22 protein-coding genes are annotated in these 23,238 nt (G+C 65.4%); 12 read left to right on the top strand and 10 right to left on the bottom strand.

The window, feature by feature from the left end; translation table 11 throughout:
* The first annotated feature begins 5 nt into the window (after nt 1-5).
* Nucleotides 6-872 carry a DUF3280 domain-containing protein gene (locus tag ABIA90_RS18230; RefSeq protein WP_283016808.1) on the top strand — a complete coding sequence of 289 codons (867 nt, stop codon included), beginning with the start codon at nt 6-8 and terminating at the stop codon, nt 870-872.
* A gap of 14 nt (nt 873-886) precedes the next feature.
* On the opposite strand, the gene ABIA90_RS18225 is transcribed toward ABIA90_RS18230, so the two are convergent.
* Genes ABIA90_RS18225 through ABIA90_RS18215 form a run of 3 tightly spaced genes read right to left on the bottom strand, consistent with a single transcriptional unit; the run spans nt 887 to nt 3,923 of the window.
* Entirely contained in the window at nt 887-1,918 is a 1,032-nt protein-coding gene (locus ABIA90_RS18225) for an L-idonate 5-dehydrogenase (RefSeq protein WP_354117904.1), read from the bottom strand.
* A gap of 25 nt (nt 1,919-1,943) precedes the next feature.
* Complete coding sequence (locus tag ABIA90_RS18220; RefSeq protein ID WP_354117905.1) at nt 1,944-2,711, bottom strand: SDR family oxidoreductase; 768 nt, start codon at nt 2,709-2,711, stop codon at nt 1,944-1,946.
* Nucleotides 2,712-2,723: 12 nt separating this feature from the next.
* Nucleotides 2,724-3,923 (bottom strand): mandelate racemase/muconate lactonizing enzyme family protein, encoded by a 1,200-nt coding sequence (locus tag ABIA90_RS18215; protein ID WP_166342234.1) that lies wholly within the window; start codon nt 3,921-3,923, stop codon nt 2,724-2,726.
* Between the two features lie 174 nt (nt 3,924-4,097).
* Here ABIA90_RS18215 and ABIA90_RS18210 point away from each other — a divergent pair, with 174 nt between their 5' ends.
* Both ABIA90_RS18210 and ABIA90_RS18205 read left to right on the top strand, forming a co-directional pair.
* The gene (locus ABIA90_RS18210) at nt 4,098-4,865 is read left to right on the top strand and encodes a GntR family transcriptional regulator (RefSeq protein ID WP_028152288.1); all 768 of its coding nucleotides are present in this window, start codon (nt 4,098-4,100) and stop codon (nt 4,863-4,865) included.
* Between the two features lie 25 nt (nt 4,866-4,890).
* Complete coding sequence (locus tag ABIA90_RS18205; protein WP_063982669.1) at nt 4,891-6,255, top strand: MFS transporter; 1,365 nt, start codon at nt 4,891-4,893, stop codon at nt 6,253-6,255.
* Nucleotides 6,256-6,301: 46 nt separating this feature from the next.
* Here the strand turns inward: ABIA90_RS18205 and ABIA90_RS18200 are convergent, their stop codons facing one another.
* From ABIA90_RS18200 to ABIA90_RS18180, 5 genes are all read right to left on the bottom strand, one after another.
* Nucleotides 6,302-6,535 (bottom strand): hypothetical protein, encoded by a 234-nt coding sequence (locus ABIA90_RS18200; protein ID WP_354117906.1) that lies wholly within the window; start codon nt 6,533-6,535, stop codon nt 6,302-6,304.
* Between the two features lie 96 nt (nt 6,536-6,631).
* Nucleotides 6,632-7,882: an arsenic transporter gene (locus tag ABIA90_RS18195; protein WP_354117907.1), complete on the bottom strand. Its 1,251-nt coding sequence runs from the start codon at nt 7,880-7,882 to the stop codon at nt 6,632-6,634.
* 25 nt (nt 7,883-7,907) lie between these two features.
* A complete protein-coding gene (locus tag ABIA90_RS18190; protein ID WP_354117908.1) occupies nt 7,908-9,194 on the bottom strand; it encodes an MFS transporter in 1,287 nt (428 codons plus the stop codon).
* 68 nt (nt 9,195-9,262) lie between these two features.
* On the bottom strand, nt 9,263-9,703 hold the full coding sequence (locus ABIA90_RS18185) for an EamA family transporter (protein ID WP_085405512.1): 441 nt from the start codon (nt 9,701-9,703) through the stop codon (nt 9,263-9,265).
* A gap of 10 nt (nt 9,704-9,713) precedes the next feature.
* On the bottom strand, nt 9,714-12,191 hold the full coding sequence (locus ABIA90_RS18180) for a PAS domain-containing hybrid sensor histidine kinase/response regulator (RefSeq protein ID WP_354117909.1): 2,478 nt from the start codon (nt 12,189-12,191) through the stop codon (nt 9,714-9,716).
* Nucleotides 12,192-12,405: 214 nt separating this feature from the next.
* Between ABIA90_RS18180 and ABIA90_RS18175 the strand changes: the two genes are divergently transcribed.
* From ABIA90_RS18175 to ABIA90_RS18160, 4 genes are all read left to right on the top strand, one after another.
* The gene (locus tag ABIA90_RS18175) at nt 12,406-13,476 is read left to right on the top strand and encodes a zinc-binding metallopeptidase family protein (protein WP_354117910.1); all 1,071 of its coding nucleotides are present in this window, start codon (nt 12,406-12,408) and stop codon (nt 13,474-13,476) included.
* A 175-nt stretch (nt 13,477-13,651) separates the two neighbouring features.
* Complete coding sequence (locus ABIA90_RS18170; RefSeq protein ID WP_354117911.1) at nt 13,652-15,667, top strand: acetyl-CoA carboxylase biotin carboxylase subunit; 2,016 nt, start codon at nt 13,652-13,654, stop codon at nt 15,665-15,667.
* A 157-nt stretch (nt 15,668-15,824) separates the two neighbouring features.
* The gene (locus tag ABIA90_RS18165; RefSeq protein WP_354117912.1) at nt 15,825-16,691 is read left to right on the top strand and encodes an isocitrate lyase/PEP mutase family protein; all 867 of its coding nucleotides are present in this window, start codon (nt 15,825-15,827) and stop codon (nt 16,689-16,691) included.
* A complete protein-coding gene (locus ABIA90_RS18160) occupies nt 16,688-16,987 on the top strand; it encodes an acylphosphatase (RefSeq protein WP_014494616.1) in 300 nt (99 codons plus the stop codon). The genes ABIA90_RS18165 and ABIA90_RS18160 overlap by 4 nt, the downstream gene beginning before the upstream one ends.
* Before the next feature lie 67 nt (nt 16,988-17,054).
* Here the strand turns inward: ABIA90_RS18160 and ABIA90_RS18155 are convergent, their stop codons facing one another.
* Nucleotides 17,055-18,575 carry a PAS domain-containing hybrid sensor histidine kinase/response regulator family protein gene (locus ABIA90_RS18155; RefSeq protein ID WP_354117913.1) on the bottom strand — a complete coding sequence of 507 codons (1,521 nt, stop codon included), beginning with the start codon at nt 18,573-18,575 and terminating at the stop codon, nt 17,055-17,057.
* Nucleotides 18,576-18,726: 151 nt separating this feature from the next.
* Here ABIA90_RS18155 and ABIA90_RS18150 point away from each other — a divergent pair, with 151 nt between their 5' ends.
* The 4 genes from ABIA90_RS18150 to ABIA90_RS18135 are packed head-to-tail and all read left to right on the top strand — an operon-like array spanning nt 18,727 to nt 21,840.
* Nucleotides 18,727-19,284, top strand: a complete 558-nt coding sequence (locus ABIA90_RS18150; RefSeq protein WP_028153219.1) for a GbsR/MarR family transcriptional regulator — start codon at nt 18,727-18,729, stop codon at nt 19,282-19,284.
* 16 nt (nt 19,285-19,300) lie between these two features.
* Nucleotides 19,301-19,966 carry a DUF4166 domain-containing protein gene (locus tag ABIA90_RS18145; RefSeq protein WP_354117914.1) on the top strand — a complete coding sequence of 222 codons (666 nt, stop codon included), beginning with the start codon at nt 19,301-19,303 and terminating at the stop codon, nt 19,964-19,966.
* On the top strand, nt 19,963-21,399 hold the full coding sequence (locus tag ABIA90_RS18140) for a TIGR01777 family oxidoreductase (RefSeq protein WP_354117915.1): 1,437 nt from the start codon (nt 19,963-19,965) through the stop codon (nt 21,397-21,399). Before ABIA90_RS18145 ends, ABIA90_RS18140 begins: the two co-directional genes overlap by 4 nt.
* Before the next feature lie 9 nt (nt 21,400-21,408).
* Nucleotides 21,409-21,840 carry a hypothetical protein gene (locus tag ABIA90_RS18135; protein ID WP_354117916.1) on the top strand — a complete coding sequence of 144 codons (432 nt, stop codon included), beginning with the start codon at nt 21,409-21,411 and terminating at the stop codon, nt 21,838-21,840.
* Here the strand turns inward: ABIA90_RS18135 and ABIA90_RS18130 are convergent.
* Nucleotides 21,837-22,688 (bottom strand): LysR family transcriptional regulator, encoded by an 852-nt coding sequence (locus ABIA90_RS18130; protein ID WP_354117917.1) that lies wholly within the window; start codon nt 22,686-22,688, stop codon nt 21,837-21,839. The genes ABIA90_RS18135 and ABIA90_RS18130 overlap by 4 nt on opposite strands.
* Before the next feature lie 113 nt (nt 22,689-22,801).
* Here ABIA90_RS18130 and ABIA90_RS18125 point away from each other — a divergent pair, with 113 nt between their 5' ends.
* The gene (locus ABIA90_RS18125) at nt 22,802-23,224 is read left to right on the top strand and encodes a tautomerase family protein (protein WP_039147641.1); all 423 of its coding nucleotides are present in this window, start codon (nt 22,802-22,804) and stop codon (nt 23,222-23,224) included.
* The last annotated feature ends 14 nt before the right edge of the window (nt 23,225-23,238 follow it).

Below are 23,238 nucleotides of genomic sequence, written 5' to 3'. Positions count from 1 at the left end.
CCCGCATGCGCCGTATCAGCTTGATCCTCTCTGCTTTCCTCCTCTTCGTCCTCCCGGCGGCCTCCTCGCCTGCCGGCGCCGAGGATGCCATCGGCGTTGCCATGGACGATTTCAGCTACACCGATACGTCCGCCGAGCCGGCCAACCAGACCGCCGCCCATGAGCGGCGGCTGTCGGCGTTCATGGCCGCGCTCAGGCGGGATATCAGTGCGGACGGCCGCTACCGGCCAGTGCCGTCTGCCCAGGACGGCGCCGCATTCAAGGTCATCGGCGGCATCCAGAAGACCAGCACGCTGGTGCAATGGGCCAAGGTCGCCGTGATCGACGTCGGCGCCAAAAAGCTCGTGATGGACAAGCTCTACACCTTCCGCGGCGACAATGATGAATCATGGGAGCGCGCCGAGATTTTCGTGTCTCGCGAGGTCATGGCCGCGCTCGCCACGCCCGCGCCGGTCGCGTTGGCCGTGTTCGATTTCGAGCTTGAGGATACGACCGCCGCCTCGGCCGGCGCTTCAGCCACGTCGGATACGTCATACTTGGCCGAAGTTACCGCCAGCGTGCGCGAGGCGCTGGGCCAATCCGGCCGCTACCGCATCGTTGATGCCGGCGGCGAGGCGGTCAAGGCGCGCGCCTTGCGGGATTGCGGTGGCTGCGAGGCGGCGATCGCGCAAAAGCTCGGCGCGGATCAGTCGTTGATCGGCGTGGTGCGGCGGGTCAGCCGCACCGAATACACGCTCGGCTTCCAGGTCCGCGATGCCAGGACCGGTGCGGTGCTGTCGCGTGGCGACAGCGGCCTGCGCATGGGGGCCGACTATTCGTGGAAACGGGGCGCGGTCCGGCTGGTCAGCGATAAGCTGATCGGGAGCCAGTAGCGGCGATACTCGCCCTAGAACGTCAGCTGCACCTTCATCGACTGCGAGCGGTCGCTGGCGAGTTCGAACGCGGCGACCGCGTTCTCGAACGGCATGGTGGCCGTGATCAGCGGTTTCACGTCGATCAGCCCTTCGCCCATCAGCCGCACCGCGAGCTCGAATTCGGGGTCGAAGCGGAAGGTGCCGCGGAGCTGCAATTCCTTGGCGACGATGGAGTTGATCGGCAGCGTCATCTCGCCGCCGAGACCGAGCTGCACCAGCGTCGCGCCGGGCCGAAGCACGTCGAGCGCGGTGCGAAGCGCGGCCTGGTTGCCGGAGGCCTCGAACAGGGTGTCGAACACGCCCTTGCCGGCGCGCCAGGGATCGAGCGCTGTGGCATCGGTCGCGACATTGATGGCGTGGGTGGCGCCGAGCTTCTTTGCAACCGCGAGCGGCGCGTCGGCGACATCGGTCACCACGATCTCGGACGCGCCGCCGAAGCGCGAGACCAGGATCATCAGCGCACCGATCGGCCCGCAACCCGTGATCAGCACGCGCTTGCCGAGGAGGGGGCCGGCCTGCTTGCCGGCATGCAGGCACACTGCGAGCGGCTCGGCGACCGCGGCCTCCGCCAGCGACAGCTTGTCGGAGATCGGCACGGCCTGCGTGGCATCGACCGTGATGAACTCGCGAAACCCGCCTTGCACGTGGGGAAAGCGCATCGCGCTGCCGAGGAAGCGCATGTCGAGGCACTGGTTGCGCATGCCTTCCTGGCAATGCAGGCACTGGCCGCACGGTCTGCTCGGATTGACGGCGACGCGCGCGCCCGGCTTCACATTGGTGACGCCGTCACCGACCGCCGCGACCACGCCCGCGATCTCGTGGCCCAGCGCCATCGGCTGCTGGATGCGCACGACGCCGAAACCGCCGTGATGGTAGTAGTGCAGGTCGGAGCCGCAGATGCCGCCGTTCGCAATCTTGACGCGGACTTCGCCCGGGGCGGGGGCTGGATCGGGATAGCTGTCGATCCGCAGGTCTTTCGGGGCGTGGATGACGACGGCGCGCATGGTCTCGTTCCCTTGGCTTTCGCGATTACATCGCGGCGATCATGCCGCCATCGACATAGATGATCTGTCCGTTGACGTAGGTCGAAGCGTCCGACGCCAGGAAGATCGCCGCGCCCACCAGCTCGTCCGGCCTGCCCCAGCGCTTGGAGGGGATGCGGCCCATCAGCCAGTTGTTGAAGTCGGTGTTGTTGACCAGCGCCTCGTTCATGTCGGTCAGCATGTAGCCGGGGCCGATCGCGTTGGCCTGGATGCCGTGCGGGGCCCATTCCACCGCCATCGAGCGGGTCAGGTTCTTGATGCCGCCCTTGGCCGCGGTGTAGGGCGCGATGGTGGGACGCGCGAGCTCGCTGCCGAGCGAGCCGATATTGATGATCTTGCCGTGCTTGCGCGGGATCATGCGCTTGCCGGCCTCGCGGCCGATCACGAAGGCGCTGGTGAGGTCAGTCTCGATCACCTTGCGCCATTCGTCGGTGGTGAACTCGACCAGCGGCTTGCGGTGCTGGATGCCGGCATTGTTGACGAGAATGTCGACCGCGAGCCCTTCGCGGTCGAAGCGCTCGAAGGCGGCGACGATCGCCGGCTCGTCGGTGACGTTGAACGCGGCGCCCTCGGCTTGATGACCGGCGGCGCGAAATTCGGCCACGGCCTGCTCGACGCGCTTGGAGTCGACGCCGTTGATGATGATCTTGGCGCCGGCCTTGGCCATGCCCTCGGCAATGGCGCGGCCGAGCCCGCGGGAGGAGCCGGTCACGAGCGCGGTGCGGCCGGAAAGGTCGAAGAGGGCGGTGCTCATCTCAAGAAATCCTCAGACGTTGGAGCGACGCACGGTCAGATCGGAGCGGTCGAATACGGCGGGCAGAAGGTCGACGCCGAGGCCGGGTCCTTCCATCGGATAGACAAAGCCGTCCTTGATCGTGGGCATCGTGGTGACGAGCTCATTGTACCAGCCCTTGTAGAAGGCGCGTACCGATTCCTGGATCAGCGTGTTGGGCTGGCTGAACGACATGTGGATGGCGGCGATGAAGCCGATCGGGCCGATGCAGTCATGCGGCGCAAACGGGCGGTGATAGGTCTCGGCCATCGCCGCGATCTTGCGGCCTTCGGTCAAGCCACCGGTCCAGCACAGATCCGCCATCACCACATGCATGGCGTCGCGGTCGAGCATGTCCTTGTAGGGGAAGCGCGAGCCCAGCGTCTCGCTGGCGCAGACCCAGACATCGGTCGAGCGGGCATATTCGGCCAGCGCCTGTGGCGAGTTCATCCGGATCGGGTCTTCGTACCAGGTCGGCTTGTAGGGCTCGAGCGCGCGCGCGATCTGCTTGGCGGTCGGCAGGTTCCAGAGCGAGTGGAGTTCGACCATGATCTCCATCTTGTCGCCGACGGCCTTGCGGATCTTCTCGAACGGTTCGATCGCCCGCTTCATCTGGGCTGCGGTGATGTAGAGCCCCTTGTTCTCCTGTGCCGCCGGGTCGAACGGCCAGATCTTCATCGCGGAGATGCCGCTCTCCAGCAGGCTTTCGGCCAGCGCGTCGGCGTGGTGCATGAAGCCGTCGAGGTCTTCGTAGGGGCCTTTGGAGGCGCCGAGATTCCAGTTGGCGACGGGGCTGATATTGGTGGAGCGGACATATTGGGTGCCGGCGCAGGTGTTGTAGATGCGCTGCTTGTCGCGGCAGAGGCCGCCGAGCATCTGGTGCACAGGCTGATTGCAGACCTTGCCGAACAGATCCCATAGCGCGATGTCGATTGCGGAGGCCGCGCGGTATTCGACGCCGGTCGAGGACTGCGCCATCGGCAGGTTCAGCATGTCGCGATGGATCGCCTCGATGTGCAGCGGATTGCGGCCGAGCAGGCGGCCGGCAAAGGTGTCGTGGATCTGCGCTTCGACCGCGCCCGCGCCATAGAAGGTTTCGCCGAGACCGATCATGCCCGTGTCGGTGTGAACGCGCACCCAGATGACGTTGGAAAATTCCTCGGTGCGCAGCGTCTCGATTGACGTGATCTTCACGGCAACAATCCTCCCATCACAGGCGCCTCGCGCCCGACGTCTCATTTTGCACTGCAGCATGCTGCAGCTCGCGCGAACGTCTTACGCTTGCTTGTAATATATCACAACATGTTTTAAGGGTCCCACAACTAAGGCGCCATCCAGCAATGAGAGCGCGGCTGACAGGAGGACGACATGGCACGGCGCAAGCGCGCGCTCGAGGTGGTGAGAAACGAGGACGACGGCGAGGGCAAGCCCTCCCGGCGCAACCGGCTCAACTTCTTCGAGCTGGCTTACCAGAGGATCGAAGAGCTGCTCGTTCACTGCGAGCTCAAGCCCGGACAATTCATGACGATGCTGGAATTGCAGCACATCACCGGCTTCGGGCGCACACCGGTGCATCACGCCGTCAATCGTCTCTCCGCCGACACGCTCATCATCATCCGTCCGCGCCACGGCCTGCACATCGCGCCGATCGATCTTGCGCGCGAGCGGATGCTGCTGGCCTTGCGCCGCGACATGGAGCGCTTTGTCGTGCGGCTCGCGGCGGATCGCGCCAGCCTGTCGCATCGCAATCAGGCGCTGCACATCGAGCGTCTACTGCGCGAACGCCGCGCGACCCTGACCCTCGACGAATTCAACAGCATAGATCGCCGCATCGACGCGCTGGTGCTGGAAGCGGCCGGCGAGCCCTTCCTGGTGCACACGCTGCGGCCGTTGCACACGCTGTACCGCCGCATCGGCTACATCCACCATCGCTTCATGCCGGGACAGGCCGAACTGTCGGGCACGATCGATCGCCACCTCGCCATTCTCGTTGCGGTCGCCGGCCGCCATGTCGAGGACGCCGTGAAGGCGAGCGATGCGTTGATCGACTACATGGACCACATGTTCACGGGCATGGAGGCGGGGATCGATCCGCGCCTGCTCGATTGCAGCATCGAGCCGCTGCTCGGCACGTAAGAAAGTTTCTAAGAGAGGACCAAAGATGTTAACGACGGCGATGCCACAACCGACCGCGAGCGAAGCCGCGGTCCGCTACCTCATCACGAACTACAGTCCCAAGGGCAACAAGGTCGGCTGGCTGATGATGGCCTCGATCCTGGTCGAAGCCTGGGATCTCTATTCGATCGCCTTCGTGCTGATCTTCATCAAGGAGCAGTACAATCCCGATCCGCTGATGCTCGGTCTCGCTGCAGCCGGCACGCAGGGCGGCGCCCTGATCGGCGCGCTGCTCGGCGGCTGGCTCTCCGACAAGATCGGCCGCCGCGTCATGTTCCTGGTGACGATGGTGCTGTTCATCGTGCTCGCGCTGGCGCAGGCCTTCGTGCCGAACGTGACCTGGCTCATCGTGATCCGCTTCCTGCTCGGCATTCCGCTCGGCTCGGATATTTCGACCGGCTACACCTACATCATGGAATCCATGGCCAAGGGTGAGCGCGAGGTCATGGGCAATCGCTGGCAATTCATGTTCGCCGTCGGTGAAGTTCTCACCATCGGTGTTATCGTGATCTTCCTGCTGATCGACATGCAGCACGAGATGCTGTGGCGCGTGACGCTCGGTCTCGGCGCGGTGCCGGCGCTGATCATCCTGATCATGCGTCACGACGTGCCGGAGACGGCGGTGTGGCTGGTGCAGAAGGGACGTTACCGCGAGGCCAAGAAGGTCGCGCGCGAGATGTTCAACGACAATCTCGATATGTTGCCGGACCAGGACGTGAAGGTGCCGAAGGTCAGCACACGTGCCTTCATCGCCGACCTCAGGAAGGACCCGATCCGCTGGCGCGCCACGATCTACGGCTGGATCGCCTGTTTCGCGCAAGGCAGCGAGTTCTCGACCTTCGCATTCTATCTGCCGGTGCTGTTCGTGATGGTCGGCGTGTCGAGCGTGCTCGGCATCAACCTGGTGACGATGGCGCTGTTCTCCTTCGCGGCCCTGTCCGGCTGGGTCGGTCCGCTGCTGACGCCGAAGATCGGCCACCGCGGCATCTCGATCGCCGGCTTCAGCATCGTGCTGGCCTCGCTGCTGGTCGCGGCCTTCGCGCTCTACACCGACAACAAGATCCTGCTGCCGTTCGCAGCGGCCGCCATGTTGTGGGGCCATTATTGGGACGCGTCGAACTGCATGACGATCCCGACCATGGTTGCGAAGCCCAAGTATCGCGGCACGGCCAGCGGCTTCGCCTACATGTTCGTGAAGTTGCCATCGTTCCTGGCGATCTTCCTGTTCCCGACGGTGTTCGCCGCGATCGGCCAGGCCAATGCCACGCTGATGGTCGCGATCTTCCCGCTGATCGGATTGCTCGCTGCAATCTTCATCCTGCCGGAAGTCTACGGCTACGAGAACGACTAACGCGTTGCCCGGTCGCGGCCTTGTGGCCGCGATCGGGCTTTTCCCGCTACGGGCTCAGGAAGACGGGATTGAGCCCGGACCCATGGCCGAGCAGGCCGATCGCCTGAAGCTGGGCGCTGTGGAGGTCGATCTCCACGATCGCGAACAGGGTCAGCAGCACCACGACCGAGACGACGAGCAGGGGGTGATATGTCCCGCCACCTTGTTCCGGCGCGGTGAAGCTCCGAAACGACCGACGTAGGGAAAAACTCTGCGGCAATGCCTTTGATTGAATCTGCATGATGGACCTCCGTGCCGCGCCGTATGAGACTGCGCGAGCGAAGAAGCATAGGTCCGGCTTTGGCGGCGACATTGATGCGCCGCAAATTGCGCGCGATTACCAGATCGCAGCCGCAAGCGCTGCGATCAAGGCGGGGGGCGTCACCAGCAGGCCCAGCTTGAGGAACGGCCACGCACCGACCTCGATTTTTTCGCGGCGGAGCGCGACCAGCCACAGGATGGTCGCGAGCGAACCGGTGATCGAGAAATTCGGTCCCAGGTCGACGCCGATCAGGATGGCGCTGACGACCGAGGTGGGCAGGTGATCGGCGGCCACGATCGACCCGGCCACGAGGCCGACCGGTAGGTTATTGGCAATATTGGTGGCGATGGCGGTGGCGATCCCAACGCTCCAGCCGGCCCCGGGTACGGACTGCGCGACGGCCTCGTGCAGAAGTGCGCTGAGATGGCCGATCACGCCAGTCTTCACCAGTGCTTCCACCATCACGAAAAGCCCGCCGACCAGCGGCAGCACGCTCCAGGACACGTGCTTGAGCACCGGCATGGGCGACTGACGGCTGAGCAGCAGGACGAGGCCGGTCGTCACGGCGCCGCAGATGAAGGTCGGCAGGCCAAGCTGCTTGTCGAGCGCGGAGGCCGTGATCAGCACCACGCCGATCGCAGCAATGCCGATCGCGGTCAGCTTGCCGCCGCGGCTGAGCACCTTGTGCGGCACGCGGCGCTCGATGATCTCTTGTTTCAGCGCGCGATGCTGGGTGATGCGCAGTACGACATAGGTCAGCACGATCGAGGCGAGCGAGGGCAGGGCGAACTGACGCAGCCATTCGGTCAGATGCGGCATGCGCGAGCCGAACACCACGAGATTGGCGGGGTTCGAGATCGGCAGCACGAAGCTTGCGGCGTTCGCGATGAAGGCGCAGACGAAGAGATAGGGCAGCGGCTTGGCGCCGGCCGCGCGCGTCGCAGCGTAGACGGCGGGTGTCAGCACAATCGCGGTGGCGTCATTGGAGAGCAGCACGGTGACGACGGTGCCGACGAGATAGATCAGCAGAAACAGCCGCTGCGGCGAGCCGGCTGCATATTCGACGGCGAGCGCTGCGAGATAGTCGAACAGGCCTTCGAGCCGGGCGAGCTCGGCGATCAGCATCATGCCGATCAGGAAGAGATAGACGTCGACGCCTTTCTCGATGCCCGTGAGCGCGTCCTGCCACGGCAGGAGGCCGAGCAGCACCAGGGCGCCGGCGCCGATCACGGCCCAGATCGCCTCGGGCAGGCGAAAAGGCCGGATGATGACGCCTGCGGTCGCGGCGACGATGATGCTCCAGGCCCAGATGGCGTCAGACGGCACGTTCAGTCCTTGAGGTTGGGTCGGTTCATTCGGCAGCGATAACCGATGCTGGAGCCGCTGTCTTCCCCTGTGCCTGCAAGGTGCCACGCCGGGTCTCGGGCAAGGCGAGGAGGCAGACGATGGCGCCGATCGCGGCGACCGCGCCAAGCGTGATGAACGCCGCGCTGTAGCCGGCACCGACCACGACGAGGCCCGCAAGCGTCGTCGACAGCGCCGCGCCGATGCTCTGGGCGGTGATGATGGCGCCCTGCGCGACGTTGAAGCGGCCGGTGTTGCGCATGAGGTCGGCGACGATGACGGGGAAGATCGCGCCAAAGATGCCGGCGCCGACGCCGTCCAGAAGCTGCACGCCGACCAGCCAGAACGGATTGTCGGAGAGCGTATAGAGTGCGCCGCGAATGGGCAGGATCAACAATGCGGCGAGGAAGAAGCGCTTGTGGCCCCAGCGGTCGGCCTTCGCGCCAACCAGCATCGCGAACGGCACCATCACTATTTGCGCTGCGACGATGCAGGCCGACATCAGGCTGGTGCCCATGTTCTTGTCCTGCAGCGCAAGCTTCTGCCCGACCAGCGGCAGCATGGCCGCGTTGGACAGGTGAAATAGCACGACGCAGACTGCGAAGACGAGGAGGGGGCGGCAGGTCAGGAGCACCGCGAGACCTGAGGGCTGCTCCGGCCGGTCACCGGTATCGGCTTCGTGCAGCCCGCGGGCGAGGTCGTGGTCGATGGCGCGGGCGGGGATCGCGAGAATGCTCACGAGGCTTGCGACTGCCATGGCAGCGAGAAGGTAGAACACCACGGTCGGGCCGAACCAATAGGCGGAAAGTCCCGCCAGCCCGGCGGCGACTGCATTGCCGGCGTGATTAAAGGTCTCGTTGCGGCCGATCCGCCGGGTGAAGGCGGCATGACCGAAGATGCCCAGCGAGACGGCGGCGATCGCCGGCGGAAAGATCACTGCGGCGGCCTGCGCGATGCCTTGCGAGACCGCGACCGGCAGGAAGGCGGGAAACAGCGGCAGCGACAGTGACGCCAACGTCACCATGATGGCGGCGATGACCATCGCCAGCCGCTTCGCCCGCGTCGCATCGATCAGCGCGCCGGCCGGCGTCTGCGCCACGATGCCGGCAACGGTCGCGATCGACATCACGAGGCCGATGCGCGCCTCGTCCCAGTGCTGCTCGGTGAGGAGATAGACGGCGAGATAGGGCCCAAGCCCGTCGCGGACGTCGGCGAGGAAGAAGTTGGCCGCATCCAGCGCGCGGCCGGCGCGTCTCGTCTGGTCGGTGGGGTGATGGGAGGCCTGGCTCGACATCGGTCTCTCGATTGAGGCTGGGAAGCGACCAGCCAGAAACCGATCTCACGCCACCTTTGTTCCGCCCTTCAAAACTTCACGGCCAGCAGCACCGCGCCGGCGCCGATCATGGCGATGCCGAGCCAGCCCTGTCCAGTTGGACGCTCGCCGAGAAAGGCGAAGGCGAAAAGGGCCACCAGCACGACGCTGAGCTTGTCGATCGGCGCCACCAGCGTCGCGGGGCCAAGCTTCAGCGCACGGAAATAGCACAGCCAGGACGCGCCGGTCGCAAGCCCGGACAACACCAGGAACAGCCAGGTCTTCGACGAGACCGCCGACGGCACCGCGAATTGGCCGGTGAAGAACAGCAACACCGAGAAGGCGAGCAGCACCACGATGGTGCGGATGAACGTCGCCAGATCCGGATTAATGTTCTCGACGCCGACCTTGGCGAAGATCGCGGTGAGCGCCGCAAAGCAGGCCGACAAAAGCGCCCAGGTCTGCCAGGCGGAGAAGAGGGCGGGTTTCATCGATTATCTCTCACCTTGCCGCCGCCAACTTCTCGGTGATCGCCTTGCGCAGGATACGCGACAGCGATTCCACGGAGTACGGTTTCTGGATCAGCTCGAACCCGCGATGGGCGTTCTCGGCGAGGACGTTGCTGTAGCCGCTGGTGAGCACGACGGGCAGGCCCGGATAGCGCTCGCGGATGACGCCGGCGAGCTCGACCCCGTTCATGCCGGGCATGATGACGTCGGAGAAGACGAGGTCGACGGCGAATTCGTTCTCGCCGAGAATGCCGAGCGCCGCATTGGCGTTGGCGACCCGGCGGACGACATAGCCGAGATCTTCCAGCAGCTCGGTCGAGAACTGGCCGACGTCGTCATTGTCCTCGACCACGAGCACGCGATAGCCGCGCCCGGTGGTGGCGGCCTCGCTGGTCAGTGCCGCAGCGTCCTTCTCCGCGGCGGGACTGTGCGCCTGCGGCAGGTAGATGGTGAAGGTCGCACCTTCGCCGCGCGTGCTCGTCACCGCGATGTCGCCCTCGGACTGCTTTGCGAAGCCGAAGGCCTGGCTGAGGCCGAGGCCGGTGCCCTTGCCGACCTCCTTGGTGGTGAAGAACGGCTCGAAGATGGCGTCGATGTTTTCAGGGGCGATGCCGCTGCCGGTGTCCGCAACCGAGATCGCGACATAGTCGCCGCCGCGCGCCGACTGCGCACGCAGGCTCGGGATGCCCGCGACCTTGCGCACGGCGATGGTGAGGCGGCCTTCGCCCTCCATGGCGTCGCGGGCGTTGATGGCGAGGTTGATCAGCGCGGTCTCGAACTGCGCGATGTCGGCCACCGTGAAGCAGTCGGCATCGTTCACCTCGACGGCGATCGCGATGCGGCCGCCGACCAGTGGCCGGACCAGTTGCGCCACGGCCTCGACCTGGCTGCCGACGTTGAAGATCTGCGGCTTCAGCGGCTGCCTGCGCGCAAAGGCCAAAAGCTGCGCGGTGAGCTTGGAGGCGCGCTCCACGGTGTCGGAGATGGCGTCGACATAGCGGCGGCGGCGTTCTTCCGGCAGCTCGCGGCGGCGCAGGAAGTCGGTCGCGGAGCGGATGATGGTGAGGAGGTTGTTGAAGTCGTGGGCGACGCCGCCGGTGAGCTGGCCGATCGCCTCCATCTTCTGCGACTGGCGCAGCGCTTCCTCGCCGCGGCGGCGCTCGGTGATGTCGACGGCCTCGGGCACCGCACCGGTGATGTTGCCGTGGCGGTCGAGCACGGGACGCATGCCGAAGTCGAAATCGCGCTCTCCGATGGGCAGGCGCAGGCGCATCTCCAGCCGCACCGCTTCGCCTCTGAGCACGGTGTCGAAGGCCTCGCGCACGACGGCGCTCATGCCCTGGGTCTGGTTGAACCAGGGCGTGTCCCAGAACGGTTTGCCGATGACGTCGCGGGCCTCCACGCGAATGCCATCGAGCGCAGTCCGGTTCGCGTAGAGCAGCTCGCCCCTGAGATTGACCAGCCCCTGATACTGGTTGCTTGTCTCCAGGATCGCGCGCAGCCGCGCCTCGTTGGATTCGAGCTCGGCGGTGCGCTCGGTGATGCGCTCCTCCAGCGTCTCGTTGAGTCGCCTCAGCTCGATCTCGGCCTGCTTGGCGGCGGTGATGTCGTGGGCGACGCCGATGAAGCCGATGTGCTTGCCGGTCGGGTCCCAGCGCGGCTGCGATTCCGAGCGCAGCCACCGCCATTCACCGCTGGCGTTCTTGTAGCGCGCTTCCAGCACGAACGGCTTCAGCGACGCTTCGCCCTGGACGGATTGCTGCAGCACATGCGGCAGGTCGTCCGGATGCAATATCTTGCGCCAGTCGAAATCGATGGCCTGGTCGTAGGGCAGGCCGATGAAGTCGACATAGGCCTGGTTGGCGAAGGAGCGCGTGCGGTCGAGCTTCGTGACCCAGATCGGCACCGGCGCGCTGTCGGCGATCAGCCGGAAGCGCTCCTCGCTCTCGCGCAGCGTCTCGCGCGCGAGTGCCTGGGCGGTGATGTCGATATGGGCGCCGACGAGGCGAATGGCGCGGCCATCACTGTCGCGCTCGAACTTGGCGACGACGCGGATCCAGCGGGTCTCGCCGTCGTTGGGGCGGATGATGCGGTATTCGGCGGTGTAGTCTTCGTTCGTCCCGGCCAGCGCATCGAGGAAGTGCTTGACCGCGGCGTCGCGATCCTCGGGATGGATGCGGTTGACCCAATCCTCATGCGACTCGTCGGTGGCATCCGCCGGCAGCCCGTGGAGCATCAGATATTCCGGCGAGCGGCGGTTCTTGAAGCCTTCGCGGAAGTCGACCTCGAGGCCGCCGACCTTGCCGATGCGCTGGATACGCGCCAGCTCTGCCTCGCGCTCCTGGAGCGCGTGATAGGCGTTGTCGCGCTCGCGCGCGATCTCTTCGAGGTGCTGGCGCAGCCTTTCGGCGGCGGTGGTATCGGGCAAGGGATCGTTCAAGGTGTCGGCCGTTGTGATGCAAGAGCGCACGCGCCGGGCCGATATTCCCACAGACAAAGCGTGATAGCCATTACTCAAAAGGGGATAAGGACGGAAAGGCGCCACCGATCGCAGGGGCGGGTATGAACGAACGCCCGGTCTGGCTATTTGTTCCCGAATGTTGGAACGATGAGCCCCCCGCGCGCGTATTTGCGAGGCGTCGCAACTCTTAATCATAAGACTCCCTTCCCGAAGAGGCTAAATCTTGAAGCTCTTTGTCTGCCAGGACTGCGGCAACGTCCTCTATTTCGAGAACCGCGCCTGCGAACGCTGCGGCCACCGCGTCGCGTTCCTGCCGGAGAAGGAGACGATGTCGGCGATCGAGCCCGACGGCGAGGCCTGGATGACGCTCGCCGACAAGGGCAAGGGGCGGATGCTCTGCCGCAATGCCGAGTACGATGCGTGCAACTGGCTGACAGATGCGGGCGACACCACCGGCTATTGCCGCGCCTGCCGCCACAACGGCATCGTGCCCGATCTGTCCGATCCGGTTCAGCTCGCCGGCTGGCGCGAGTTGGAGGTGGCGAAGCACCGGCTATTCTATTCCCTGATCCGCTGGAAGCTGCCGCTCCAGACGCGGCAGGAAAATCCCGAGCATGGGCTGATCTTCAATTTCCTCGCCGACGATCCGAACAGCGGGCAGAGGATCATGACCGGCCACGATAACGGCCTGATCACGATCGCGCTGACCGAGACCGACGAGATCGAGCGCGAGCGGCGCAGGCTCGAGATGGGCGAGCCCTACCGCACGCTGCTCGGGCATTTCCGCCACGAGGTCGGCCATTACTTCTGGGACGTGCTGGTGCGCGAGGGCGGCAGGCTGGAGGAATGCCGCGCCGTGTTCGGCGACGATTCCGCCGATTACGGCCAGGCCTTGCAGCTCCATTATGCCGAAGGCGCGCCGCCGGACTGGCAGCAGACCTACGTCTCGGCCTACGCCACCACGCATCCCTGGGAGGATTTCGCCGAGACCTGGGCGCACTACCTCCACATCGTCGACACCCTGGAGATGGCCTCGGAGTTCGGCATGGAGGTGCGCCCCAGGGTCGATCGCGACGGGGAGTTGACGGCGCGCATCCGTTTCAACCCCTATGAGACGAGGGACGTCGAGGCGCTCGTCAATGCATGGCTGCCCTTCACCTTCGCCATCAACAGCGTCAACCGCGCCATGGGGCTGCGCGATCTCTATCCGTTCATCCTGTCCCCGGCGGTGGTCGGCAAGCTGGGCTTCATTCACGGCTTGGTCAGGGACGTGGCCAAGGCCGCGAAGCCGTAGGTCCGCTCATGGGCTTACCGGGCCCATTTCGGTCTTGCGCTGGTACGCCAGAGGGCGCGGATTTAGACCGTTGCCTCCGGCCGATTTTGATGTACCACGGGGGTCACACGGCCCGTCCCCGCAGGCCCCAACGGCCAGGGAAGGGTCCCGCCCAAGGTCGAGACTCAAGAAAAGCATGTTCAAACGCATTCTGATCGCCAATCGCGGCGAAATCGCCTGCCGGGTCATCAAGACCGCTCGCCGCATGGGAATTCAGACGGTTGCGGTCTATTCCGAGGCCGACCGCGATGCCCTCCATGTCGAGATGGCCGACGAGGCCGTGCTGATCGGCCCGCCCGCAGCCGCCGAGAGCTATCTGGTGATCGAGAAGATCGTAGAGGCCTGCCGCAAGACGGGCGCCGAGGCCGTGCATCCCGGCTACGGCTTCCTGTCCGAGCGCGAGGCGTTTCCGCGCGCGCTGGAGGCCGCCGGTATCGTCTTCATCGGCCCGAACCCGGGCGCGATCGCCGCGATGGGCGACAAGATCGAATCCAAGAAGGCCGCCGCGAAGGCCAAGGTCTCGACCGTGCCGGGCTATCTCGGCGTCATCGAGGACGACAAGCACGCGGTGAAGATCGCCGACGAGATCGGCTATCCCGTGATGATCAAGGCCTCCGCCGGCGGTGGCGGCAAGGGCATGCGCATCGCGCATTCGAGGAGCGAGGTTGCCGAGGGCTTCAACCTTGCCAAGGCCGAGGCGAAAGCCTCGTTCGGCGACGACCGCGTCTTCGTCGAAAAGTTCATCGTCGATCCCCGCCACATCGAGATCCAGGTGCTGGGCGACAAGCACGGCAACGTCATCTATCTCGGCGAGCGCGAATGCTCGATCCAGCGCCGCAACCAGAAGGTCATCGAGGAGGCGCCGTCGCCGCTGCTCGATGAGGCCACCCGCCGCAAGATGGGCGAGCAGGCCGTCGCGCTGGCCAAGGCGGTGAATTACGACTCCGCCGGCACCGTCGAATTCGTCGCAGGGCAGGACAAGAGCTTTTTCTTCCTGGAGATGAACACGCGCCTTCAGGTCGAGCATCCCGTCACCGAGCTCGTCACCGGCATCGACCTCGTCGAGCAGATGCTCCGCGTCGCCGCCGGCGAGAAGCTCGCGATCAGCCAGAAGGACGTTACGCTCACCGGCTGGGCGGTGGAATCCCGCCTCTACGCCGAGGACCCGTTCCGCAACTTCCTGCCCTCGATCGGGCGCCTCGTGAAGTATCGCCCACCGGCCGAAGCGAGCCAGGACGGCATCACAGTGCGCAACGACACCGGCGTGCAGGAGGGCGGCGAGATCTCGATCTATTACGATCCGATGATCGCCAAGCTCGTCACGCATGCGCCGTCGCGCGCGGCCGCGATCGAGGCGCAGGCCACCGCGCTGGATTCGTTCTATGTCGAGGGTATCAGGCACAACATCCCGTTCCTGTCGGCGCTGATGCACCATCCGCGCTGGCGCGAGGGACGGCTCTCGACCGGTTTCATCGCCGAGGAATTCCCCAAGGGCTTTGCTGTGCGCGTGCCCGAAGGCGAGGTCGCGCGTCGGATCGCGGCGGTCGGCGCCGCCATCGACCATGTGTTAGGGGAGCGCAAGCGACAGATATCGGGCCAGATGGGCGGCCGCATCGTGCAGCGCGAGCGTCGCCGCGCGGTCTGGCTCGACCGCCAGGAGATTCTGCTCGAGGTCGGACGCGAGGGCGAGGCGATCGCGATCCGGTTCGTCGATGCCGAAGGCAAGGCCGGCAACGCGCATCTGCTGCAGTCGCCGTGGAAGCCGGGCGATCCGGTCTGGCAGGGCACCATCGACGGCCATTTCGTCGCGGTGCAGGCGCGCCCGATCGCCAACGGCATCCGCCTTGCGCACCAGGGCGTCGAGGTGCCGGTCTATGTCTGGACCGAGGCGGAAGCAGCCTCGGCACGGCTGATGCCGGTGACCACGGCCTCCGACACCGGCAAGAAGCTGCTCTGCCCGATGCCCGGCCTTGTGGTCTCGATTGCGGTGACCGAAGGGCAGGAGATCAAGGCCGGCGAGACGCTCGCGGTGATCGAAGCCATGAAGATGCAGAATGTGCTCCGCGCCGAGCAGGACGGTACGGTGAAGAAGATCCACGCCAGCGCGGGCGCGACGCTCGCGGTGGACGCGCTGATTCTGGAATTTGCGTAAAGCAAGTGAGTGGGGCCCTCACTGGCCCCACCAACATCGTCATTGCGAGCGCAGCGAAGCAATCCAGACTACCTCTGCGGAAAGATTCTGGATTGCTTCGCTGCGCTCGCAATGACGGAGTATGTTGCGGCTGCGTCGCAACAGTTGAGAGGGCACCATGGCCTTTCGTTCCCGCCGCGAAAAACTGCGTTCGATCCTGACGGGCTCGGCCTGCGTTCATCCCGGCTCGGTCTATGACGCGATCTCCATCCGCATCACCGAGGATCTCGGCTTTCCGCTCGGCATGTTCGGCGGCTCGGTGGCCTCGCTCGCGGTGCTCGGCGACCCCGATGTCACGCTGATCACACTCACCGAACTTGCCGAGCAGATGCGGCGGATGTCGCGCGCGGCGACGCTGCCGGTGCTGGTCGATGCCGATCACGGCTATGGCAATGCGCTCAACGTGCGCCGCACGGTGCAAGAGCTGGAGACCGCTGGCGCCGCCGGGCTCACCATCGAGGACACGCTGTTGCCGGCCGCGTTTGGCGAGGCGAAGACACAGCTGATCTCGCTGGAAGAAGGCGTCGGCAAGATGAAGGCGGCGCTCGATGGCCGCAGCGATCCCTCGCTCGTCATCATGGGCCGCACGGGAGCTGCCTCGGTCACCTCGATCGAGGATGCGATCCGCCGCGCCAGGGCCTATGAGGCGACCGGCGTCGACGCGCTGTTCTTCACCGGCGTCAAGTCGCGCGCTGAGCTCGAAGCCATCGTAGCCGCGACGCATCTCCCCATCGTGCTCGGCGGCGCGCCGGACGAGTTGAACGCGATTGACTATCTCGCCAGCCAGCGCGTCCGCGTCGCGCTTCAGGGCCGCGCGCCGATCGCGGCTGCCATGCAGGCCGTCTACGAGACGCAGAAAGCGTTGCGCGAGGGCACGCCGCCGAAGAACCTCAAGGGCCTCCCATCGCCGGACCTGACCAGCCGCGTCATGCGCGAGGCCGACGTCAAGGCGCGCAGCGCCGATCTTCTCGGGCTGAAGAAATGAGCCGGGCGATCCTCCAGGTCATGATCCGCGGCCGCGTGCAGGGCGTCGGCTACAGGGCCTGGGTCGAGTACCAGGCGACAACGAGTGGCCTCGAGGGCTGGGTTCGCAACCGCCGCGACGGCAGCGTGGAAGCGCTGTTCGCAGGCACACCGAAACATGTCGCCGACATGGTCGCGCTGTGCCGCCACGGCCCGCCGTCATCGCGTGTGGATAGCGTGACGAGCGAGACGGCCGGTGCGGATGAGTTGAACCTGCGGAGGGCAGGGGAAGCGTTTTCGGTGTTGCCGACGGTGTGAGAGCGGATTCTCTTTCCGCGCGGGCGGTGCGCTCCCTCGCTCCGTTCTTACGGAGAGAGGTGAAAAATCACCGCGGCAGCTTCGAGATCGCCTCGCTCAGCTCGTGAATCTCGTAGGGCTTGCGCAGGATCGGGAAGTCGCCGCGGACATCGGCGGCGGCTTCGCTGTAGCCGGTGGCGAGCAGGATCGGCAGGCCAGGGTGGATCTGGCGCAGATGATGGGCGAGACCGAGCCCGTCCATCTTGCCGGGCATCACGATGTCGGTGAACACGAAGTCGACGCCGTTCTTCTCGAGCTCGCGCAAGGCGGACTCGGCGTCGGCAACCCGGTGCACGCGATAGCCGAGCTGCTCCAGCAATCCGATGCTGACGAGCGCGACGTCGGGATTGTCCTCGACCAGCAGCACGGTGCCGCTACCGGGAACCGGCACTGCTTCAGGGATATCGATTGGTGCGGTCGCGGTTTCGCGCGGCAGCAGGATGGTGAAGGTCGTGCCCTTGCCGAGCTCGCTTGCGACCTTGACCGTGCCGCCCGCCTGATGAGCGAAGCCGTGCACCTGCGACAGGCCGAGGCCGGTGCCTTTTCCGACGGGTTTGGTCGTGAAGAACGGTTCGAAGATCTTGTCGACCACGTCGGAGGGGATGCCAAGCCCGGTATCGGCGACGGTGATGGCGACGTACTCGCCGCTGTGGAGCGGATCGTTCAGGACGACGTTGCGTGCGCCGACCGTCACCGTACCGCCGTCGGGCATGGCATCGCGAGCGTTGATGACGAGGTTGAGCAGCCCTGTCTCGAGCTCGGCAACATCAGCCTTGACCGACCAGACCTCGCGGTCGATGTCGAAGGCGAGACGAACGGCGCTCCCGACGCCGGCGTGAAGCACTTCGCGGATCGCCTCGATGCGGTCGCCGAAGCGGATCGCCTGGGGATTGACGCTCTGCCGCCGCGCGAAGGTCAGGAGCTGGGCGGTCAGTGCGGCGCCGCGCTTGGTTGCGGTCTCGATCGCGGACATCGCGCGCTGAATCTTGGCGTCGTCCTCATCGCGCTTCTTGAGGATGTGAAGGCTGCCGCTGATGATCATCAGGAGATTGTTGAAATCGTGCGCGACGCCGCCGGTGAGCTGTCCGAGCGCGTCGAACTTCTGCGACTCGGCAAGTTGCCTCTGCATCGCTTCGAGCTTGAGCTGCGAATTGCGCCGCTCGGTGATGTCGCGGGTGATCTTGGCGAAGCCGACCAGGCTGCCGTGCTCGTAGATCGGATCGATGATGACGCTCGCCCAGAAGAATGTGCCGTCCTTACGAACGCGCCAGCCTTCCTCCTCGTAGCGGCCGTGGTCCCGCGCGATGCCGAGGGCACGCGCGGGCTTGCCGTTGGCGCGGTCGGTCTCGGTGTAGAAGCGCGAGAAATGCTGGCCGACGATCTCTTCGGGCGAATAGCCCTTGATCCGCTCGCCGCCGATGTTCCAGCTCGTGATGATCCCGGTGGGATCGAGCATGTAGAGCGCGTAGTCCGCGACTCCTTCCACCAACAGCCGAAAACTGCGCTCGCTTTCGAACAAGTCTCTCTGTTGACTGGACTTTGTCGTCATTCTCAACCCGCCTGGAACCGGGGCAAACGCCCGGAAGGGCGTTTGGTTCCGGTTCTCTGGGCCGTTTTTAGGCAAATACGACGGACGGTATACAGGAGGCAAGCCGCCGAGCGCTCTTGACAATCAGTCGTGCTCGTCAGATATTTCTGTCATGACAGAAATTACCGGAAAGAAGAAACTGCCTGCCGCCGTCGAGCGCTTCATCCTGCATTGGGGCGACATGGGGGACGGGTGGGGCGTCAACCGCTCGGTCAGCCAGATCCACGGGCTGCTTTATCTCGCCGAGGCGCCGATGACGGCCGAGGACATCGCCGACACGCTCGGCATGGCGCGCTCCAACGTCTCCAACTCGCTGAAGGAGCTGCTCGCCTGGAACCTGATCCGGCGGGTGCCGATCCTCGGTGACCGCCGCGACCATTACGAGGCCGAGACGGACATCTGGGAGGTCGCCGCGAGAATCGCGGCGCGGCGCAAGGAGCGGGAGCTCGATCCGGCGATCACGGCGCTCAGGGCCTGCGTGTCCGATGCCGCAGATGATCCGACCATCAATCCGGTCGCAGCCAAACGGCTGAAGGAGATGCTCGCCTTCACCGAGCTCGCCGACCACTGGTTCATGCAGATGCTGAAGGTGCCGCGGCCGCGGCTGGTCGCCCTGATGCGGCTTGGCGAGAAGATCGCCAACCTGCTGCCGCTGGGCAAGGCCAAATAGCGTTGAGGAGGGTGCGATGACGTCGGCTCGATTATCAGGCTCCAGCGCATCTCCCTCCGCTCACGTCAAACTACTCGACGACCGCCGCTTCCGATCGTTGCTGTCGGACGAGGATTGGGGCCGGCTGCCGCTCGCGACCTGGCGGCGCTTTTCGAAACGCGTCGCTGACGGCGACAGTGTCGTCTATGTCGGCGTCGTCGACGAGGTCGGATTCAGCGCCATTGGTTGGTGGTTCGCGCAAGCCGCCCGCCTGATCGGCGGACCGCTGCCGACCGGCCGCGACACCGGTGTTCCCATGATCGTGACCGTCACCGAGGACGGCGCGACCGGCGGCCAGACCTGGACCCGCATCTGCGCGCGCAAGCGCTGCTTTCCGCAAGTGATCCATTCCGCCAAGCGTTTCGCCGGTCCGACCGGGCTCGAAGAGTATGTCGGCTTCGGCGTCTCGATGGCGCTCCGCATCGCGGTCGAGGGACAGGCGCTGACCTTCCGTAGTGCCGGTTACGGACTCCAGCTCGGACGCTTGTGGATCCCGCTGCCGCAATGGCTCACGCCCGGCGATCTCACGGTGACGCATAGCGATCTCGGCGAGGGCGCCTTCCGTTTCACCCTCGATGTCACTCACCCGCGTTACGGCGTGCTGATCCACCAGTCCGCCGTCTTCAGGGAGGCCGTATCATGACGCCGCTGTTGTGGATCCTCATCGCCATCCAGATCGTGATGGGCGTGTTCGACACTTTCTATCACCACGAATTCACCGAGCGCCTGGCCTGGCGCCCGTCGCAGCGCTTCGAATTGAAGCTGCACGGTATCCGCAACATGCTCTATGCGCTGCTGTTCCTGCTGCTCGGCTGGTTGGAGGTTTACGGCGTGCTGGCGATCCTGATCGTCGCGGTGCTGGTCGCCGAGATCGTCATCACGTTGATGGATTTCGTCGAGGAAGATCTGAGCCGAAAGCTGCCGCCGAGTGAGCGGATCAACCACACGCTGCTTGCGATCAACTATGGCGCCATCCTGGTGCTGCTGCTGCCGGTGCTGATCGAATGGGCGATGCAGCCGTTCGGCGTGAGTGTCGTGTATCAGGGCCTGCTCAGCATCGCCGCCACTGCTTGCGCAGTCGGTGCAGCGCTCTGCGGCGTCAGGGACTTTGCGGCGATGCGCCGGCTCGGCCGCATGAAGAGCGTGCCCGCGCACGGGCTCGTCGAGAAGGTCCCCGGCCGCAAGACCGTGCTGATCACTGGCGCCACCGGCTTCATTGGCAGTCGCCTAGCGGCGAGCTTCAGCGGGGCAGGGCATCACGTCATCGCGCTGATCCGCAACCCCGCCAAGGCCGAGATGCTGCCGCCGCCGGTCACGCTGATCACGAGCCTTGATCAGCTCGCCGCGGACACGCCAATCGACGCCATCGTCAACCTTGCCGGCGAGCCGATCGGCAATGGCCTCTGGACCGAGGCCAAGCGCGAGAAGATTCTCGGCTCCCGCATCGACATGACCGGCGAGGTCGTAAGACTGATCGCGCGGCTCGAGCGTAAGCCCGAGGTGCTCGTCAGCGGCTCTGCGATCGGCTGGTACGGCCTGTGGGCCGATCAGGTGTTGACGGAGTCGGCGAAGTCACATGCGTGCTTCAGCCACGAGCTGTGCGCGGCGTGGGAAAAGGCGGCGCGGCCGGCCGAGGAGCTCGGCGTCCGCGTGGTCTGTTTGCGCATCGGCCTCGTGCTGGGCACCGAAGGCGGCTTCATCACGCGCATGTTGACGCCGTTCGAGTTCGGCCTCGGCGGTCCGCTCGGCACCGGGCGGCAGTGGATGTCCTGGATCGAGCGCGACGATCTGATCCGGCTGATTGCCTATGTGATGGCGACGCCTGATCTCACTGGGCCCGTCAACGCCACCGCGCCGATCCCGGTCACCAACGCAAAGTTCACCGAAGAGCTCGGCCGCCGTCTGCACCGGCCCGCGGTGTTTCGTATCCCCGGCGGCCTGTTGCGCCGGATCGGCGGCGGCTTTGCCGACGAGCTTCTGCTCGGCGGCCAGCGCGTGCTGCCGAACAAGGCGCTGAGCCGCGGGTTTGTGTTCAGGCACGAAACGCTGCGCAGCGCGTTCGAGGCGATCCTGTGAGGTGATGTCATGGCTTGCGAGACCTGCGCCCGGACGACACGAGGCTGGCTTGGCGGATGCCTCACGGCGACGGCCGTTATTCAGCTGTTCTTTCTGTTCATCCTGGCGTTGGCTAGTGCCAATCGCGTCACCCCAATGTCCCCGTGGGATTTTGTCTTCGCGATCTTGATCGGCGTGCCACTGATCCTGTTCTTCGTTTGCGTGCTCAGCGGCATTCCGTCGATCGCCACGATCTGGCTGAGCGAGCGGCTTTGCATCCGCTCGCTTGTGTTCTTCGTGCTTGCCGGTGGTTTGATCGGGTCCGCGAGCCAGATGGTGCTTTACAGGTCTGTCAATGAATTGGGCTGGCTATACGTCACCGCCGGTTGCTTCGCCGGGCTGAATTATTGGTATATCGCAGGCAGATATGCGGGCGCGGAGACGGAGCAACCTAAGAGCTAAGCCGCCACGCTCCGGAACGTCGCAGCGACCGCGCGCAGCGCTGTCAGCTTGGCGGGATCGCTGACCTTCGAATGCAGCATCACCTTCGAGCTGCCGAGTTTGGGCAGCTTGTGCGCAGGGCCGATGTCGACCAGCCCGGGAGGCGCGATCCGGCGCGCGAGCGGCGCAATTGCGAGCCCGGCAAGCGCAGCCGCAACGACCGCCGTAACGCCGCCGCCGACGAAGCGTTCGCGCCAGGCGAGGCCGGCCTTGTCGAGCGCGCGCACGGCGATGGCGCGGACGCCGCAGGGCGGGGCGAGGGTTGCGAGCGGCAGCGGCTCACCCTTCGGCAGGGTGAAGCGTCGCGCGGCGAACCAGCCGAACTCGTCTTCGGCCAGCTTTTCGCCGCCGCGGCGGCTGCCTTCCTGGCGGACGATCACGGCATCGAGCTGACCTGCGTCGTAAGCGTCCTGCATCTCGCGCGAGAAGCCGATGGTGACGGCGAGGGTGAGGCTTGAGGACATCGCGTGCAGGCGTTCGAGCAGCGGCACCAGCTCGGGACCCGCGGCGTGATCGGAGATGCCAAGCGAGAGCGACTGCGCGGCCGGGGCCTCGCCCGACAGCGCACGGTCATGCGCCTCCATCAGCGCGCGGGCGCGGTCGAGGAACGCGGCGCCGTCGGCGGTGAGCCGGACCGCCCGCGGCGAGCGCTCGACGAGGCGCTTTCCCAGCAATGTCTCCAGCCGCTGCAGCTTGAAGCTGACGGCGGCCTGCGTCGTGCCGAGTGCTTCGGCGGCACGCGTAAAACTCTGGAGGTCGGCGACCAGCAGGAAGGCCTTGACGGTGGCGATGTCGAGTGTGGCTGTCATTATGAATGGTTATCACTGGTATCAATAGAGATAAGATACCAAAATGACGGAGCAAGGTCTAGCTTCTCACCAACGCCGCGCAAATGCCGCGCAGCATCTTGAGGAGAACCACCATGCCCCTGATCACCGTGTCCTACACCACCTCCCGCCAGTCGCCGTCGCTGAAGGCCGATATCGCCAACGCCGTGTCCGAGCTCACCGCAAAGATACTGCACAAGGATCCCAGGGTGACCGCCATCATCGTGAAATCGGTCGACGCAGGCGACTGGTTCGCCGGCGGCAAGTCGCTCGCCGAGCAGAAACTGGCCAGCTACTGGATCGACATCCATGTCAGCGAAGGCACCAACACCAAGGACGAGAAGGCGGCCTATCTCGCCGCGATGTTCAAGCGCATGGCCGAGATTTTGGGCCCGCTGCATCCCGAGACGTATCTGCACGTCGACGAGGTCAAGGGCGATGCCTACGGTTTTGGTGGCCTGACCCAGGAGCGGCGCTACATTGCCGGCAAGCTCGAAGTTGCGTTGCAGGCGGCGTGAGGTCACAAGCCGCG

The organism is Bradyrhizobium sp. LA6.8, assembly GCF_040547935.1.
GTDB classification, from domain to species: domain Bacteria; phylum Pseudomonadota; class Alphaproteobacteria; order Rhizobiales; family Xanthobacteraceae; genus Bradyrhizobium; species Bradyrhizobium barranii.
This window is presented reverse-complemented; position numbering and strand designations above follow the sequence as displayed.

Coding starts and splice junctions, on each gene's coding strand:
- ABIA90_RS18155 (WP_354117913.1), bottom strand. CDS start 18,575: ATGACGACAAAGTCCAGTCAACAGAGAGACTTGTTCGAAAGCGAGCGC.
- ABIA90_RS18225 (WP_354117904.1), bottom strand. CDS start 1,918: ATGCGCGCCGTCGTCATCCACGCCCCGAAAGACCTGCGGATCGACAGC.
- ABIA90_RS18160 (WP_014494616.1), top strand. CDS start 16,688: ATGAGCCGGGCGATCCTCCAGGTCATGATCCGCGGCCGCGTGCAGGGC.
- ABIA90_RS18140 (WP_354117915.1), top strand. CDS start 19,963: ATGACGCCGCTGTTGTGGATCCTCATCGCCATCCAGATCGTGATGGGC.
- ABIA90_RS18170 (WP_354117911.1), top strand. CDS start 13,652: ATGTTCAAACGCATTCTGATCGCCAATCGCGGCGAAATCGCCTGCCGG.
- ABIA90_RS18185 (WP_085405512.1), bottom strand. CDS start 9,703: ATGAAACCCGCCCTCTTCTCCGCCTGGCAGACCTGGGCGCTTTTGTCG.
- ABIA90_RS18230 (WP_283016808.1), top strand. CDS start 6: ATGCGCCGTATCAGCTTGATCCTCTCTGCTTTCCTCCTCTTCGTCCTC.
- ABIA90_RS18130 (WP_354117917.1), bottom strand. CDS start 22,688: ATGACAGCCACACTCGACATCGCCACCGTCAAGGCCTTCCTGCTGGTC.
- ABIA90_RS18125 (WP_039147641.1), top strand. CDS start 22,802: ATGCCCCTGATCACCGTGTCCTACACCACCTCCCGCCAGTCGCCGTCG.
- ABIA90_RS18135 (WP_354117916.1), top strand. CDS start 21,409: ATGGCTTGCGAGACCTGCGCCCGGACGACACGAGGCTGGCTTGGCGGA.
- ABIA90_RS18190 (WP_354117908.1), bottom strand. CDS start 9,194: ATGTCGAGCCAGGCCTCCCATCACCCCACCGACCAGACGAGACGCGCC.
- ABIA90_RS18145 (WP_354117914.1), top strand. CDS start 19,301: ATGACGTCGGCTCGATTATCAGGCTCCAGCGCATCTCCCTCCGCTCAC.
- ABIA90_RS18165 (WP_354117912.1), top strand. CDS start 15,825: ATGGCCTTTCGTTCCCGCCGCGAAAAACTGCGTTCGATCCTGACGGGC.
- ABIA90_RS18220 (WP_354117905.1), bottom strand. CDS start 2,711: ATGAGCACCGCCCTCTTCGACCTTTCCGGCCGCACCGCGCTCGTGACC.
- ABIA90_RS18150 (WP_028153219.1), top strand. CDS start 18,727: ATGACAGAAATTACCGGAAAGAAGAAACTGCCTGCCGCCGTCGAGCGC.
- ABIA90_RS18205 (WP_063982669.1), top strand. CDS start 4,891: ATGTTAACGACGGCGATGCCACAACCGACCGCGAGCGAAGCCGCGGTC.
- ABIA90_RS18200 (WP_354117906.1), bottom strand. CDS start 6,535: ATGCAGATTCAATCAAAGGCATTGCCGCAGAGTTTTTCCCTACGTCGG.
- ABIA90_RS18210 (WP_028152288.1), top strand. CDS start 4,098: ATGGCACGGCGCAAGCGCGCGCTCGAGGTGGTGAGAAACGAGGACGAC.